Origin of the sequence: Pseudomonas khorasanensis, assembly GCF_014268505.2 — a bacterium.
GTDB classification, from domain to species: domain Bacteria; phylum Pseudomonadota; class Gammaproteobacteria; order Pseudomonadales; family Pseudomonadaceae; genus Aquipseudomonas; species Aquipseudomonas khorasanensis.
In genome coordinates this window covers 1272244-1287206 of sequence record NZ_JABWQP020000001.1, presented here as the reverse complement: position 1 = coordinate 1287206, position 14963 = coordinate 1272244, and the positions used below count along the sequence as shown (strand labels likewise).

Genomic DNA, 14963 nt, shown 5'->3' with positions numbered 1-14963 from the left:
TATTGAGCGCATGCTCACTATTTCCCACGCCACACCGCACCAAACATAACCCTCGCTATGGCGTGATTTTCAGCGGATTGCCAAAGCGCTGGAGGTACATCTCCCCAAATTTATAGGACGCGTAATCTGAAACATGCCCGATGTCACGATAGACCGGCACCCCATCGACGGTCGTCATGCAGTTACCGTCCTTGCATTGCACGCCTTTCGGATCAATGACCAAAAGACTCGGATACTCGGTTTTCAGTTCACTGAACAGTTTTGCCATGAAGGGATCTTCAAGGCCTGACCATGGCACCGAAGCGCACGCGCTGCTTTGCTCGGCGCTGCCCATCAATCCCCGTAGCTTGACCCGTTTCAGCAGGCATTCATTGATACCTGTCGGCATAGGCGAGGTGTTCATCAACAGAACAGGTGTGGCGCCGCTTTTTACGATGATAGCCATGGCTTCTCGAATCGCTGCGCCGAGGCGTTGCTGCGACAATTCGTGGCTGCGCGGGTCATCGAGTTTGGTGACAATCGAATCGGTGAGGTAGGCCTCCCAAAACTGGCCAATGATCACGTATTGAAATTGACTGCTCGCGATAAGCGCATAGTAGCGCTGCGCGGCGGCGTGGCATTTTTCATACAAGGCGTTTTTGGCTTTGTACCAGTTGTATAGATAAATCCTCGGCAGTGCCAGACACGCCGGATAACCCTGTGCCAATACCGAAAGACCGGCATCCATGGCCAGTGTTTCGACAAAGCCCCAATAGTGATTCGAATAGGAATCACCCATCAGTAATACCTGCGGTTTTGCTTGCGCGGCGCCCATAATGCAGCCGGGCTTGTTGCCGTCGCTGACACCCAGGCAGTCCTCACGATTGGCCGGTACAGATGCCTTCAAACTCTGGAACATGGCGATGGAATCCGCGCCGAAGCGGTTTGGCCAGCCGTCCTGGTTCTTGGCCGCCGAGTGAAGAAGTGAAAGGCTGATCGCCGGAAGAATCATCAGTAACAGCAGCGTTCTGCTAAAGCCGATCCGGACTTTGCGAAACTTGCTTTCGACCAGGACATAGGAAATGTAGGCGATCACGAACGTGGCAACGAAATACATGACTGTTGTTACCAGCGTCAGGGCGATGCCCAGATAGCTCATCACCGCCAGCACCGGCCAGTGCCATAAATACAAGGAGTAGGAGAGTGTGCCGATAAACACAAGCGGTTTGAACGCAAGAATACTTGACGTGATGCCGACGTCGCCGATACCGCGAAAGAGCAATAGCGCAGTGGCGATACACACCGCGATGGCATGGTTGTTTGGAAAACCGCCAAGGATATCGTCCAGCGTTGCGCAGTAGACCAGCGTGGCGAGGGCCAGTGCGCAAATCAGTGATGCGCTCAAACGACCCAGTCTGAATCTCTCCGAGCTGAAAATGACTGCGCAGGAACCGATCATCAGTTCGAAGATGCGGGCTGTGAAGAAATAGTAATTGAGGTCGGGATGCGCCCGCGACAGGTACAGCGCAAGCGCCATCGCCGTCAGTGTCAAACCGAGCACAATGGCCTTGAAAACACGCTGAGCCAGATAACGATGGAGCACCCAGATGCCCAACGGCAGCACCAGATACCACTGCCATTCGATGGCCAGCGACCAGGTGTGCAGTAACGGAAGGCTGGCGGCATCGGGTGTGGCATAGCCCGATGTCACTTTGGAAAAGTACTGGTTGGAAATCAGTAGCGAGGTGTACTTCTCGCTTTTCAGGAAGTCGATGTAGTCGTCAGGCAAGTACAGGAGCGTGGTGACAAGCAAGGTCACCGACAACAGCGCAATGACGGCAGGCTGCAGGCGCCAGATACGGCGCGTGTAGAATCCTGTGAGGCTGAACGTGCCGTTTTCCAGCGATTTCATGATGATCGAGGTGGTCAGATAGCCCGAGATCACGAAGAAGATGTCGACGCCGATGTATCCCGACGGAAACAGCGCCAGACCGCCGTGGAATATCAACACAAGCAGAACGGCAATGGCGCGCAGTCCGTCGATATCGGCACGGTATTCAATCGACGATTTACGATTGCCGCCAGTTGCGGTCACCACGGCTGAAGCGCATGGATGCGGATCCTTTCTGTTGTCAGGACTCTTCAGCAGCCTGGGCAAAGCTTTTGCGGATACCTCTGCGGGGCGATTTAGCATCTCTTGTCCTTGGCCGGTTCCGAGCGATCATTCCATTAATCCCGTTTGCTCGCGTGCGATGCAATGAAAAACAGCCGATTGTATCGGCTGTTTTGCACTGGGTGAAAATCTTAAGTCCGGTGCGGTATATGGCCCGACGCAAAATCGCTCACGTCTACTCAAGCCCGCAACGTTCGCGTCATCCGCAACGCCAACAGACTCCCGCCCACAATTACCGCGGACAGCACATACAACGCCGCATCGGTCGAGCCGGTGCTGTCCTTGACCCAGCCCACCAGATACGGGCTGAGGAATCCAGCCATCTGCCCCATCGAGTTGATCAACGCCAGGCCACCGGCCGCTGCGCCTGCGCTGAGCATCGCCGTCGGTACCGGCCAGAACATCGGCAGGCCGGTCAGCGCGCCCATGGTCGCGATGGTCAAACCAAGGATAGCAATGGCCGGGTTGGCTGCGAAATTAACCGCGATCACCAGTCCGATCGCGCCCATCAGCATCGGCACCACCAAGTGCCAGCGACGTTCCTTGCGTAAATCCGCCGAACGCCCGACCACCAGCATGAACACTGCTGCCAGCAGATACGGAATCGCACTCAGCCAGCCAATCACCAGGTTGTCGCTGAAACCCAGGTTCTTGATGATCGACGGCAGCCAGAAATTGATCGCGTAGACGCCACTTTGAATGCAGAAATAGATCAGGCCGAAGGCCCAGATTGCCGGGTTCTTGAACACCGCAAGCAGCGAGTCGGTCGCGGTTTTCGGTTTGTTGGCGAGGTCTTCGGCGTGGTCGGCCTCGAGCACCGAGCGCTCGTGTGCAGTCAGCCATTTGGCATTGGCGTAGCTGTCGCTCAACAGGAAATACGCCAGCGCGCCGAGGATCACGGTCGGGATGCCTTGCAGCAGAAACATCCACTGCCAACCGGCCAGGCCACCCTGGCCTGCGGCGAAGTGGTTGAGGATCCAGCCGGAAAAAGGGCTGCCGAGCAAACCCGACACCGGGATCGCCGACATGAACAGCGCCATGATCCGGCCACGGCGGAAAGTTGGGAACCACTGCGAGAGATACAGCACGACACCCGGAAAGAATCCGGCTTCCGCCGCACCGGTGAATAACCGCAAGGTGTAGAACCCGGTCGGTGTGGTGACGAACAACAGACAGGTCGACAGCGTGCCCCAGGTGATCATCATCAAGGCGATCCAGCGTCGTGGACCAAATCGGGTCAGCGCCAGGTTGCTCGGCACGCCGCACAGCACGTAGCCAATGAAGAAAATCCCGGCACCGAGGCCGTACACGGTTTCGCTGAATTTCAGTGCATCGAGCATCTGCAGTTTGGCGAATCCAACGTTGACCCGGTCGAGGTAGTTGAACAGGTAGCAGATGAAAATGAAGGGAATCAAACGCAGGGTGATGCGTTTATAGACGGCGTTTTTACCGTCGTCGATGGTCTGGGTAGCTGCGGCGCTCTGCGACATAGCGGCTCTCTCTTTATTATGATTTTTTGCGATGCAAAGGGTAACGTTGATCGCCCTGTGAGTCTCGGCCACCTTTGGCCGGATTGTCTTTGTGCCTGAGCACAGGGTTTGCCGCCAGACCCTGTGCGGGTGAACAACCGTCCGTGCCTGAAATGAAGGATTGGAGCCGCTATGTTCGAACTCGATCACGACCTTGCCCAAGATATCGTCGACCGGGCCATGGCCATTTTGCCGTACAACGTCAACGTCATGGACAGCCAGGGATTGATCCTCGGCAGCGGTGAACCGGAGCGCATCAACACCCGTCATGAGGGCGCGCAACTGGTGCTGGCCAACGGGCGCGTGGTGGAAATCGACGAGCAGACCGCGGTGCATCTCAAAGGCGTACAACCGGGTATCAACCTGCCGCTGTTGCTCGATCAGCGTTTGATCGGCGTGCTCGGCATCACCGGCGAGCCGGAGCAATTGCGCACCTACGCCGAACTGGTGCGCATGACCGCCGAAATGCTCGTCGGCCAGCGCAACCAGCAGGCCGAGCAGCAATGGCGGCGGCAGCGTTGTGATGATCTGCTGGCATTACTCTTGAGCGAGGCGGGTGACTCGCCGCGTCTGGTGGATGAGGCGCAGCAGTTGGGGCTCAAGCCGCAATTGACGCGGGTGCCCTATCTCTTCGAACTGGGACCTGAGCACGGGCCGGGGCAAACCGTCGAGGCGTTGAGCGCGTGGCTGATGTCGCGCTATCCCGACAGTTGGTGCGTGAGTTCGGCTAAGTCGTCGCTGTTGTGGTGTCGTCCGGCGAGTCAGGGCGTGGAGCATGATCGGTTTCTCGAAAAGCTCGACGGCCTCGGCTGGAAGATTTTGCGCATCGCCGTGGGCGGGCAGGCCGATGGGTTGGCCGGGTTGCGTCGCTGTTACCGGCGGGTTGGCGACTTGCTGGCTTATGGTCGCGAGGTTTTGCCGCACTCGCGATTGCTGACGCTCAATCGTTATCGTCTGCCGGTGATGCTGTGGCGTCATCGCAATGACGATGCGCTCGATGAGCTGCTCAAGCCGCTGCGCAAAGTCATCGCCAAAGACAGCAACGGGCAGTTGCTGGCGACCTTGCGCAGTTGGTGCGAGCACGACGGTCAGAGTCAGGCCTGTGCCGAGGCGCTGGGCATTCATCGCAACAGTCTGCGTTACCGGATGGAGCGGATTGCCGAATTGAGTGGAGTCGACCCTTTAAAGCTGGACGGGATGTTGGCGTTGTATCTCGGGGTGCAGCTGTTGCCGCAGACAGATCCGAATTGATCGGGTGCCGCCTTCGCGAGCAGGCTCGCTCCCACGTTTGAGTGCATTGCGCTGTGGGAGCGAGCCTGCTCGCGAAGAGGCCGGAACATTCAACACAGGGCTTTGTGGAAATGAACAATAAACGCCCGCTCCACTTGTGCAGCGGACAGGCGTCAAGGCGCAGGCCGACTGGCAGCATGAAAGACATTGCAACCGGAGAACTCGCATGAAGATCGTCATCGCCCCCGATTCGTTCAAGGACAGCCTGAGTGCCCAGGGCGTTGCCGAAGCCATCGCCCTCGGGCTGGCGCAGGTCTGGCCGCAGGCGACGCTGGTCAAATGCCCGATGGCCGATGGCGGCGAAGGCACGGTCGAGTCGATTCTCGCCGCCTGCGAAGGCCAATTACGCCGCACCTGCGTGCGCGGCCCCTTGGGCGCGCCGGTCGAAGCGGCGTGGGGCTGGCTGCCGCACAACCACACCGCGATCATCGAAATGGCCGAGGCCAGCGGCCTGCAATTGGTGCCGCCGGGGCAACGCGATGCCTGCATCAGTAGCACGTTTGGCACCGGTGAATTGATTCGTGCAGCGCTGGATGCTGGCGCGCAAAGGGTGATTTTGGCGATTGGCGGCAGCGCGACCAATGACGGCGGTGCCGGCGCGATGCAGGCGTTGGGCGTGAAGTTGCTGGATGCGCAAGGACAATCGCTGATACCCGGTGGTCTGGCGTTGGCGCAACTGGCGCAGATCGATCTAAGTGAACTCGATCCGCGTCTGGCCGATGTGCGTTTCGACATCGCCGCTGATGTGAACAATCCGCTCTGCGGCCCACACGGGGCCTCGGCGATATTCGGCCCGCAGAAAGGCGCTTCGCCCGCCCAGGTACAGCAACTGGATCAGGCGCTGGGGCACTTTGCCCAATTGTGCGCGCAAGCGCTCGGCAGGGATGTGCGCGATGAACCGGGCAGCGGCGCGGCGGGCGGTTTGGGGTTTGCAGCGAAGACGTTTCTCGGCGCACGGTTTCAGGCCGGCGTCGAGGTGGTGGCGGAACTGGTCGGTCTCGCTGACGCGGTCAAAGGCGCGGATCTGGTGATTACCGGGGAAGGTCGATTCGATGCGCAGACCCTGCGCGGCAAGACCCCGTTTGGTGTTGCCCGGATTGCCAGTCAGCAGGGTGTGCCTGTCATCGTTATCGCCGGAACCCTGGGCGAGGGCTATCAGGCACTCTATGAGCATGGCATCGATGCCGCGTTCGCCGTGACCAGCGGACCGATGACCCTTGAGCAAGCCTGCGCCGAAGCCCCGCGTTTGCTGCGCGAACGCGCCACCGACATCGCCCGCGTCTGGAAACTGGCCGCCAAACGCTGACCCCATTGCCTTCGGCAGCTCCTACGAAAATATTTTCAGCGAACCCCAAACCTTCCTCAAGCCTGGCCGATACAACGGTCAGGCGCACACAAAACCTTAAATACAGTGACGCCGGACTGCCGCCCGCCCAACGGGCCAGTGTTCACGGCATGGATGCTCGTAGCTTCTTTCTATCGAGAGTCCGACCATGTCCCTGCGTAACCTGAACATCGCGCCCCGTGCTTTCCTCGGTTTTGCCTTTATCGCCTTGCTGGTGATCGTGCTCGGTGTCTTCGCCGTCAGCCGCATGACGGTTATCCGCCAGGCATCGGTCGATATGGACACCAACCAACTGCCTAGCGTCACCCACCTCGGCGTGATGACGGAAAACGTCTTGCGCATGCGCATTCTGTCGTTCCGCGTGTTGGTCAACCGTGAACCGACCGCCCTGCAAGAGGCGCAGACGCGCATCGGCGTGCTGGTCGATAAAGTGCGCAAGGCCCAGGCCAGCTACGCTGCGTTGCCGGCGAGTCCTGAAGAGCGAGCGATCTATCAGACGTTCTCGACCACGCTGGACAACTACCTGCAAGCGCAAAACCAGATGATCGAGTTGTCGCGTCAGGACAACCTTGAAGCACTGCGCGCGCTGATCAATACGCGAATCAAGGAAGGCACCGACCAGATGGGCGAGCAGCTCAACAAGCTGATCGCTTTCAACGCCGCCGATGCCAAAGCAGCGGCCACTCAGGCTGGTGGATACTACGACAGCGCCATCACCGGGATCATCATCGTTGCCGTGATCGCAGCCCTCGCCACCGTTTTACTCGCTTGGCTACTGACGCGCAGCATCGTCACGCCGCTCAATCGTGCGGTGCTCGCTGCGCAAACCATTGCCGGCGGTGATCTGAGTAAAGCCATCGAAGTCGACGGCAAGGACGAACCGGCGCGCCTGCTTGAAGCCTTGGCGGCGATGCAGGCCAATCTGCGCAAAACCATCGAGCAAATCGCCGGTTCTGCCACCCAACTGGGTGCCGCTGCCGAAGAACTCAGTGCCGTCACCGAAGAGGCCTCCCGAGGCCTGCAACAGCAGAACAACGAAATCGAACAGGCGGCCACCGCCGTCAATGAGATGACCGCCGCGGTGGAGGAAGTCGCGCGCAACGCCGTGTCGACGTCCGAAGCATCGAATCAGTCGACCCACGCCGCCCGTGAAGGTCGTGACCAAGTGGTGAAAACCGTCGATGCGATCCAGACCATGACCCACGATGTGCAGAACACCGCGCACATGATCGAAGGCCTCGCGGCGCAAGGCCGTGACATCGGCAAGGTGCTGGACGTGATTCGTGCCATCGCCGAACAGACCAATCTGCTGGCTCTCAACGCCGCCATCGAAGCCGCGCGGGCCGGTGAGGCCGGGCGTGGATTTGCCGTGGTGGCCGATGAAGTGCGCGCCTTGGCTCATCGCACCGCGCAGTCGACCCAGGAAATCGAAAAAATGGTCGCCGGCATCCAGAACGGCACCGGTGAAGCGGTCTCGTCGATGCAGCAAAGCAATCAGCGCACCCAGTCCACCCTGGAAATGGCCCGCGCTGCTGGCGTGGCGCTGGAGCAGATCACTCAATCGATTCACCAGATCAACGAACGAAACCTGGTCATCGCCAGCGCTTCGGAAGAGCAGGCGCAAGTGTCCCGGGAGGTCGATCGCAACCTGGTGAACATCCGGGACCTGGCCACGCAATCGGCCGCCGGTGCCAACCAGACCAGCGCTGCAACCCATGAACTCTCGCGACTGGCGGTGGATTTGAATGCCATGGTGGCGCGTTTCGTGATTTGAGATACGGTGAAGGCTGGAGATCGCGCCAACAGGAGACGTACATGCGCTATTCAGCCTTGACCCAACGAATTGCCGGGGAGGGCGCCGCTGCCTGGCACATTCACGACCGAGCGCTGGCATTGCGCGCCGAGGGCGTTGATGTTCTGTTGCTGAGCGTGGGCGATCCGGATTTCGACACGCCATTGCCGATCGTGCATGGCGCCATCGACAGCCTGTTGGCCGGCGACACACATTACTCCGACGTGCGTGGCCGTATTGAGTTACGCAGGCTGATTGCCGAGCGTCATCGGCAGCGCAGTGGTCAGCGCGTGGATCCCGACCAGGTGATCGTCCTGCCCGGCGCGCAATGCGCGGTGTATTCGGTGGCGCAGTGTCTGCTTGATCCGGGCGATGAAGTGATCGTTGCCGAGCCGATGTATGTCACGTACGAAGGCGTGTTTGGTGCATGCGGCGCCAAGGTGATTGCGGTGCCGGTGCGCCCGGAAAACGGCTTTCGTGTCGACCCGGCCGATGTTGCCGCACGCATCACGCCGAGAACCCGCGCGATGCTGCTCAACAGCCCGAACAATCCGAGTGGGGCGAGTCTGTCCTTGCTGATCTGGCAGCAACTGGCGGCGCTGTGCATTCGTCATGACTTGTGGCTGATCAGCGATGAGGTGTACGGCGAGCTTCTTTATGAAGGCGAGCACATCAGCCCGGCGAGCCTGCCGGGCATGGCTGAGCGGACTGCGACCATCAACAGTCTGTCGAAATCCCATGCCATGACCGGCTGGCGCATTGGCTGGATGATTGGCCCGAAGCCGTTGGCTGAGCATCTGGTTAATTTGTCATTGAGCATGCTCTTCGGCCTGCCTGATTTCGTGCAGAAAGCCGCGCAAGTGGCGTTGCAAAGCCATCTGCCTGAGGTTGCGCAGATGCGCGAGGAGTATCGGCTGCGTCGGGATTTGGTGTGCGAGCGATTGCACGGTTGCCCGGGGCTGCATCCGGTTCGTCCCGATGGCGGCATGTTCGTGATGGTCGATGTGCGCCAGACCGGCCTCGGCGCCCAGGCGTTTGCCGAGCGGCTGCTCGACGGGTATGGCGTTTCTGTTCTGGCCGGCGAAGCGTTCGGGCCGAGCGCGGCGGGGCACATTCGCATCGGGCTGGTGGTGGATCGGGTCAAACTGGCGGATGCCTGTGCTCGGATTGCGTTGTGTGCGGTGCAGCTTTTACAGGCGCGCAGTGCCTGATGGTCTTGTGTTACCTGTAACAGCCAATTCGCGAGCAGGCTCGCTCCCACAGGGGAACGCGTTCCAACGTGGGAGCGAGCCTGCTCGCGAAGGCAGCGTTACAGCCGCCGATGAGTTCAGCCTTGCCAGGCAGCGGCATTCACCAGGTTCGCAGGCTTCTTTCCATTCAGCGCCGCCAACAGATTCTCCACCGCACACCTGGCCATCGCTTCACGGGTTTCATGGGTCGCCGAGCCCATGTGCGGCGTCGCCACCACATTACTCAGCTGCAGCAACGGCGAGTCATGGTTTAACGGCTCGCGCTCAAACACGTCCAGCCCGGCCGCGCGAATGCGGTTGTTGCGTAACGCCTCGATCATCGCCGCTTCATCGACCACTTTGCCCCGCGAGATATTGATAAAAATGCTCTCTGGACGCATCAGCGCAAACTGTTCAGCGCCGATCAAACCTTCGGTCTGCGCAGTCAGCGGCAAGGTCAGGCAAATGAAATCAGCCTGCTTGAGCAGATCTTCCAGGCTCTTGTAGTGCGCGTTGAAGCGCTGCTCGACCGCCGGTTTGCGCGATTGGCTGTGGTAGATCACCGGCATGCCGAAGCCGAAATGCCCGCGCTGGGCCAACGCCTCACCTATGCGGCCCATGCCGATAATGCCCAGCGTCTTGCCGTGCACGTCGGTGCCGAAGTGCACCGGGCCGATGTTGCGGCTCCACTGCCCGCCGCGCACCATATTGGCCAGCTCGACCACGCGCCGGGCGGCGGCGAGGATCAGGGCGAAACCGGTGTCGGCAGTGGTTTCGGTGAGCACGTCCGGGGTGTTGGTCAGCAGGATCTGGCGCCGGTTCAGGTAACCGATGTCGTAGTTGTCGACACCCACCGAAACGCTGGATATCGCCTGCAGTTGCGGGGCCAGATCGAGCAGCGCCGCGTCGAGTTTCAGGCTGGCCCCGAGCAAACCGTGGGCACGGGGCAGGGCGTCACGCAACTGCATGAGGCCGTCGGCGTCGAGGCTTTCGATCAGCGTTACGTCGAATTGTTCTTGCAACCGCGCCATCAGCGCGGGCGACAGTTTTTTGTACAGCACGACCTGTTTTTTCATGGCAAAAGTCTCTTCAGGAATGCGCCGGCACACGGGGTGTGGCGACGGCTTTGGCGACGACGCGATCACTGGCGCCGGGCTTGAGGAAAATCGTCAGCACCACCGACAGCAGCAATGCGCCGCTCATCAGCAGATACGAAGCGCCGGGCGAACCGGTGGAGCTGTTCAGATAACCGACCAGATAAGAACCGCCGAAGGAGCCGAGGGCGCCCATGCTGTTGATCAGGGCCATCGCGCCACCGGCGACGTTGGCCGGCAGGATTTCCGGAACGATGGCGAAAAACGGTCCGTACGGCGCGTACATGCAGGCGCCGGCAATCACCAGCAGCGTGTACGACCACCAGAAGTGTTCGGCGCCCAAGGCGTAAGAGCCGTAGAAAGCGATCGACGCGATCAGCAGTGGCGGCCAGACAAAGCGTTTGCGCTTCTGCAGTTTGTCCGAACCCCACGACACCACGAGCATCCCGATCACGGCCGCCAGATAAGGCAGCGCCGACAGCCAGCCCGCCTCGATCATGTCCATCTGCGCGCCCGCCTTGAGGATCGATGGTAGCCAGAGAACGAAGCCGTAGACGCCGATGCTCCAGCAAAAAAACTGCAGCGCCAGAATGATCACCTTCGGCGAACGAAACGCCTCGGCGTAGTTCTTCACCGCTTTGATGCCGACCTGCTCTGCGGCGAGCGCGCTTTCCAGATCCTGCTTTTCCTGATCGGTCAGCCACTTGGCCTGGGCCGGACGATCATCGGCCAGTTTCCACCAGATAAATGCCCAGAACACCGCCGGCAGGCCTTCGATGATGAACATCCAGCGCCAGCTGAAATGCTGCACCAGATAACCCGAAACCACCGACATCCACAGCATGGTCACCGGGTTGCCGAGGATCAGAAAGGTGTTGGCCCGCGAGCGTTCGGCCCGGGTGAACCAGTGGCAGAGATAGACCAGCATCGCCGGCATCACCGCCGCTTCGACCACGCCGAGCATGAAGCGAATAACGATCAGCCAATAGGCGTTGGAGACAACGCCAGTCAGCGTAGCCAAACCGCCCCAAAGAATCAGGCTGACGAAAATCAGCTTCTTCACGCTGTGCTTTTGCGCGTAGATCGCTCCCGGCACCTGAAAGAAAAAGTAACCGAGGAAAAACAGCGCGCCGAGCAGCGAGGACAGGCCCGGGGTGATCATCAAGTCTTCGGCCATACCCGACGCTGCGGCGAAGCCATAGTTGGCGCGATCGAGATAGGCCAGGCTGTAAGTAATGAACACAATCGGCATGATGTACCACCAGCGGCGGGTGGCGAGCGTTGCGTTTTTCATGGGTGTGACTCCTGAGCTTGTTGTTTTTGTCGCAGCAGGTTCAATAATTTGCAGTGCCTAGGCGGGCCTCTTCGCGAGCAGGCTCGCTCCCACAGTTGGAATGCATTCACCGGTGGGAGCGAGCCTGCTCGCGAAGGCAGCTTCGAATTCATCGGACAATTCCAGGCGTGTCGGCAAACCCTCCATATCCCCGCGACTCTGCACGGCGCGACTGCCAATCCAGTTCGCCCGCTGCACCGCCTCGGCAAAACTCTTGTGCTCAAGCAGGGCGCTGATCATCCCCACCGCAAAACCGTCACCGGCGCCCACCGTATCGACCACGGTTGTCACGGGCACGCCAGCGACAAAGCCCTGATCCAGATGCGTGCGGTAATAAGCGCCTTCAGGCCCGAGCTTGATCGCCACCGCTTCGGCGCCCTGATCCAGATAAAACGCAGCGATGTCCGCCGGGTCGTCGAACCCGGTGAGCAAGCGACCTTCGCTCAACCCCGGCAGTACCCAGTGGGCAAGAGCGGCGAGTCGGTTGATCTCACGAATCATTTCGCTCTCGCTGGCCCACAGGCTCGGGCGCAGATTCGGGTCGAATGACACGCTGCGCCCGGCAGCGCGCATTCGAGTCATCAGTTCGAAGGACATTTCCCGTGCCGAAGCCGATAGCGCCGGAGGAATCCCAGTGGCATGCAGATGGCGGGCATCGAGCAGCGACGGCGTGATTGATTGCTTCGACAGGTGACTGGCCGCCGAGCCACGGCGGAAATATTCGACCTGCGGGTCGCTGCCGTCGTCGTTGCGCGATTTGAACTGGAAGCCGGTCGGTTGGTTTTTATCGACCTCAACGTGGCTGCAGTCCAGACCTTCCTTAACTAACGTTTCGACAACGAAACGGCCAAGGGAATCATTGCCGACCCGGCTCAGCCAGGCTACGTTGAAACCTAGCCGCGACAAGCCGATCGCCACGTTGCTGTCCGCCCCGGCAATGCGCTTGTGAAACTGCTCGACCTTCGCCAGATCGCCGGTCTGTTCGGCGACCAGCATTGCCATGGTTTCGCCAAACGAAAGAATATCGATCTCAGACATGGGCTGGCTCCAGACGGGATTGGCCGAGGCGGGCGAGGGTGGCAACGTGTTCAGTGGTCAACTCAACCAGATCATCACCCTGCAACGGGTATTCGGCGGCCCGCATAACGCCTTGATCCATGTGCCGCAGCAGTTGCTCCCACAGGTGCAGGTCGCTGACGTCCGGCGGTACGGCGACCAGTTTGCCGTCGGCGCGGCGGGCCACGGCTTTGCAATGCACGTAACCGACATGACGCCCCAGTGCACGTGCGGCGCTGGCGGCGGATTGGTCCTGCCAGTGCCAGTTGCCGATGTCGAAAGTCATTTTGATCGGCAAGTCGTGCTGCTCCACGGCGGCGAAGAACCGCTGGAACGGCTCGATGCGCCCACCATGCAGGGTCTGGTCGTTTTCCACCAGCAACTGCACCGGAGTGTGCTTCAGGCGTTCGGCCAAGGCCTGCAGATCATTGTTGTCGGTGAAATAGCCGAGAGAAACTTTCAGCCATTTCGAGCCGAACGCCTCAGCCTGTTGCAGCGCAGTGATCAGCTCAGGATTAGGCTGCGCCTGACCGGCCAGCCACAGTTCGGTGGGGGAGGAATAGATGCTTTGCAGGCCCTGCGCCTGTGTGGCCTGAGCCAGTTGCGCAGGGTCTTCCCGCGTCAGCAACTCTTCGCGCCATTCGATACGGTTCGCTCCGGCGGCCGCCAGAACATCGATAAAAGAATCCTGCCCGCGTTGGCGCACAAGCTCGGCGCCGTAGCTGGACAGACTGATGGAAACGGCGGGTTTATTCATTGTTATTGACCTCTGAAACCGGTTTCATTTTTGTTCAAAAAAATGTATCAGATGGTTCTGTGGTGTCCTTCCGGGCGCCTTCGCGAGCAGGCTCGCTCCCACACCTGGAACGCGGTCACCTGTGGGAGCGAGCCTGCTCGCGAAAGCGCCAGATCAGACGCCGCCAATCCCTCGGGTCGAACCCCGTTCAATCAGCACCGGCGCAAAATCCAGCACTCGCGCTAAGTCATCATCTCCACGCAAGCGCTTGAGCAAACACTCGAACGCCCGCGCGCCTATCTCTTGCGTCGGTTGGGCCAGCGCCGTAATCCCGCTGCCCACCAACGGATACCAATCCAGATCATCCAGGGCAATCAGCCCGACGTCCTCAAACAAGCGCACACCTAGCGCCCGAAGCGCTTGAGTCGCCGCCAGCGCTGCTACGCCGTTGGCGCAAAACAGCGCTCTTGGTCCGGCATCGGTTTTGTTCAAAAAGTTCTGAAGGTCGTTTTCAAGGTGATCACCGGTTTCAACAACTACCCCGTTCAACCCCGAGTGCTGAGCAATCTGCGCCTGAAAACTGCTGACACGCTCGATCCGCGAACTGGTGCCGTCGTACGGCTCGGTGACCATCAAAAGATTCCGATACCCGCGCTGCTCAAGGTGTGTGAACGCCATCTCCACCGCTTGCGGATTGTTCAGCCCGACCATGTCGCTGTCGAGCCCGGCGACCTTGCGATCCACCAGCACCAGCGGCATCTCGCGGCGCAGCTCATGCAACTCGTCACGATGATGGCCCAGCGTGTTCACGATCAGCCCTTCGATGTTGTACGAGCGCAGCAGTGCGAGGTGCTGGCGTTCCTGCTCGTCATCACGGTCGGTGTTGCACACCACCAGGCTGTAGCCGTGCGCACGGCAGGCGGTTTCCACCCCGTGCATCACGGCAATCGAATAAGGGTTACGGATATCGGCGACGAGCATGCCGATCAGGCGCGTACGTCCGCGTTTCAGGCCACGGGCCATTTGATTGGGACGGTAGCCGAGTTCGCTGATGGCCTGTTTGATGCGCAAGGCAATGGCATCCGAGAGCAGGGCGCGATCATCGCCGATGAAGCGCGAGACGCTGGCCTTGGACACCCCGGCGCGTTCGGCGACGTCGAGCATGGTCACGCGGCTGCGCTGGGCGGCGGAGAAGTCGTTCATTGCGGACCTTTTTGTTATTGGGTGGTGCTGAAACCGGTTTCAGAAAACAGTATTTGCCGGAAAGCGTCAAGTAGTAAACCTCCGCGCGCAGGGGGAGATTCCGATGAACGGTCGAATTACCTGTCAGATCTGACAGTAGGCAAGTAGTTAAAGCAAGCGCCTAATTTGTTGCAGGAACGCTTTGAAAGTTCGCCTGTGGAGATG

General features: G+C 60.0%; 11 protein-coding genes. 4 read left to right on the top strand and 7 right to left on the bottom strand.

Annotated features, from left to right (window positions below; all coding sequences use genetic code 11):
- Positions 1-55: 55 nt before the first annotated feature.
- Together HU727_RS05800 and HU727_RS05795 are read right to left on the bottom strand one after the other, a co-directional pair.
- Positions 56-2173, bottom strand: coding sequence for an acyltransferase family protein (locus tag HU727_RS05800; RefSeq protein ID WP_186529043.1), 2118 nt, complete (start codon positions 2171-2173; stop codon positions 56-58).
- 158 nt (positions 2174-2331) lie between these two features.
- Positions 2332-3642 (bottom strand): MFS transporter, encoded by a 1311-nt coding sequence (locus HU727_RS05795; protein WP_186529041.1) that lies wholly within the window; start codon positions 3640-3642, stop codon positions 2332-2334.
- Between the two features lie 171 nt (positions 3643-3813).
- Between HU727_RS05795 and HU727_RS05790 the strand changes: the two genes are divergently transcribed.
- From HU727_RS05790 to HU727_RS05775, 4 genes are all read left to right on the top strand, one after another.
- Positions 3814-4932, top strand: a complete 1119-nt coding sequence (locus HU727_RS05790) for a sugar diacid recognition domain-containing protein (RefSeq protein WP_186529039.1) — start codon at positions 3814-3816, stop codon at positions 4930-4932.
- 205 nt (positions 4933-5137) lie between these two features.
- Entirely contained in the window at positions 5138-6277 is a 1140-nt protein-coding gene (locus HU727_RS05785; protein ID WP_186529037.1) for a glycerate kinase, read from the top strand.
- 187 nt (positions 6278-6464) lie between these two features.
- The gene (locus tag HU727_RS05780) at positions 6465-8090 is read left to right on the top strand and encodes a methyl-accepting chemotaxis protein (protein ID WP_186529035.1); all 1626 of its coding nucleotides are present in this window, start codon (positions 6465-6467) and stop codon (positions 8088-8090) included.
- Between the two features lie 41 nt (positions 8091-8131).
- Positions 8132-9319, top strand: coding sequence for a pyridoxal phosphate-dependent aminotransferase (locus tag HU727_RS05775; protein WP_186529033.1), 1188 nt, complete (start codon positions 8132-8134; stop codon positions 9317-9319).
- A gap of 116 nt (positions 9320-9435) precedes the next feature.
- On the opposite strand, the gene HU727_RS05770 is transcribed toward HU727_RS05775, so the two are convergent.
- The 5 genes from HU727_RS05770 to HU727_RS05750 form a co-directional block, all read right to left on the bottom strand.
- Complete coding sequence (locus tag HU727_RS05770) at positions 9436-10413, bottom strand: 2-hydroxyacid dehydrogenase (protein WP_186529025.1); 978 nt, start codon at positions 10411-10413, stop codon at positions 9436-9438.
- Between the two features lie 13 nt (positions 10414-10426).
- A complete protein-coding gene (locus tag HU727_RS05765) occupies positions 10427-11725 on the bottom strand; it encodes an MFS transporter (RefSeq protein ID WP_186529023.1) in 1299 nt (432 codons plus the stop codon).
- A 57-nt stretch (positions 11726-11782) separates the two neighbouring features.
- Positions 11783-12802 (bottom strand): sugar kinase, encoded by a 1020-nt coding sequence (locus tag HU727_RS05760; protein ID WP_186529021.1) that lies wholly within the window; start codon positions 12800-12802, stop codon positions 11783-11785.
- A complete protein-coding gene (locus tag HU727_RS05755) occupies positions 12795-13577 on the bottom strand; it encodes a sugar phosphate isomerase/epimerase family protein (RefSeq protein ID WP_186529019.1) in 783 nt (260 codons plus the stop codon). The genes HU727_RS05760 and HU727_RS05755 overlap by 8 nt, the downstream gene beginning before the upstream one ends.
- 153 nt (positions 13578-13730) lie before the next feature.
- On the bottom strand, positions 13731-14759 hold the full coding sequence (locus HU727_RS05750) for a LacI family DNA-binding transcriptional regulator (RefSeq protein WP_186529018.1): 1029 nt from the start codon (positions 14757-14759) through the stop codon (positions 13731-13733).
- Positions 14760-14963: the final 204 nt, after the last annotated feature.

Excerpts from the sequence above, each read along its gene's own strand:
- HU727_RS05800 (WP_186529043.1), bottom strand. The coding sequence starts at position 2,173 with ATGCTAAATCGCCCCGCAGAGGTATCCGCAAAAGCTTTGCCCAGGCTG.
- HU727_RS05795 (WP_186529041.1), bottom strand. The coding sequence starts at position 3,642 with ATGTCGCAGAGCGCCGCAGCTACCCAGACCATCGACGACGGTAAAAAC.
- HU727_RS05790 (WP_186529039.1), top strand. The coding sequence starts at position 3,814 with ATGTTCGAACTCGATCACGACCTTGCCCAAGATATCGTCGACCGGGCC.
- HU727_RS05785 (WP_186529037.1), top strand. The coding sequence starts at position 5,138 with ATGAAGATCGTCATCGCCCCCGATTCGTTCAAGGACAGCCTGAGTGCC.
- HU727_RS05780 (WP_186529035.1), top strand. The coding sequence starts at position 6,465 with ATGTCCCTGCGTAACCTGAACATCGCGCCCCGTGCTTTCCTCGGTTTT.
- HU727_RS05775 (WP_186529033.1), top strand. The coding sequence starts at position 8,132 with ATGCGCTATTCAGCCTTGACCCAACGAATTGCCGGGGAGGGCGCCGCT.
- HU727_RS05770 (WP_186529025.1), bottom strand. The coding sequence starts at position 10,413 with ATGAAAAAACAGGTCGTGCTGTACAAAAAACTGTCGCCCGCGCTGATG.
- HU727_RS05765 (WP_186529023.1), bottom strand. The coding sequence starts at position 11,725 with ATGAAAAACGCAACGCTCGCCACCCGCCGCTGGTGGTACATCATGCCG.
- HU727_RS05760 (WP_186529021.1), bottom strand. The coding sequence starts at position 12,802 with ATGTCTGAGATCGATATTCTTTCGTTTGGCGAAACCATGGCAATGCTG.
- HU727_RS05755 (WP_186529019.1), bottom strand. The coding sequence starts at position 13,577 with ATGAATAAACCCGCCGTTTCCATCAGTCTGTCCAGCTACGGCGCCGAG.
- HU727_RS05750 (WP_186529018.1), bottom strand. The coding sequence starts at position 14,759 with ATGAACGACTTCTCCGCCGCCCAGCGCAGCCGCGTGACCATGCTCGAC.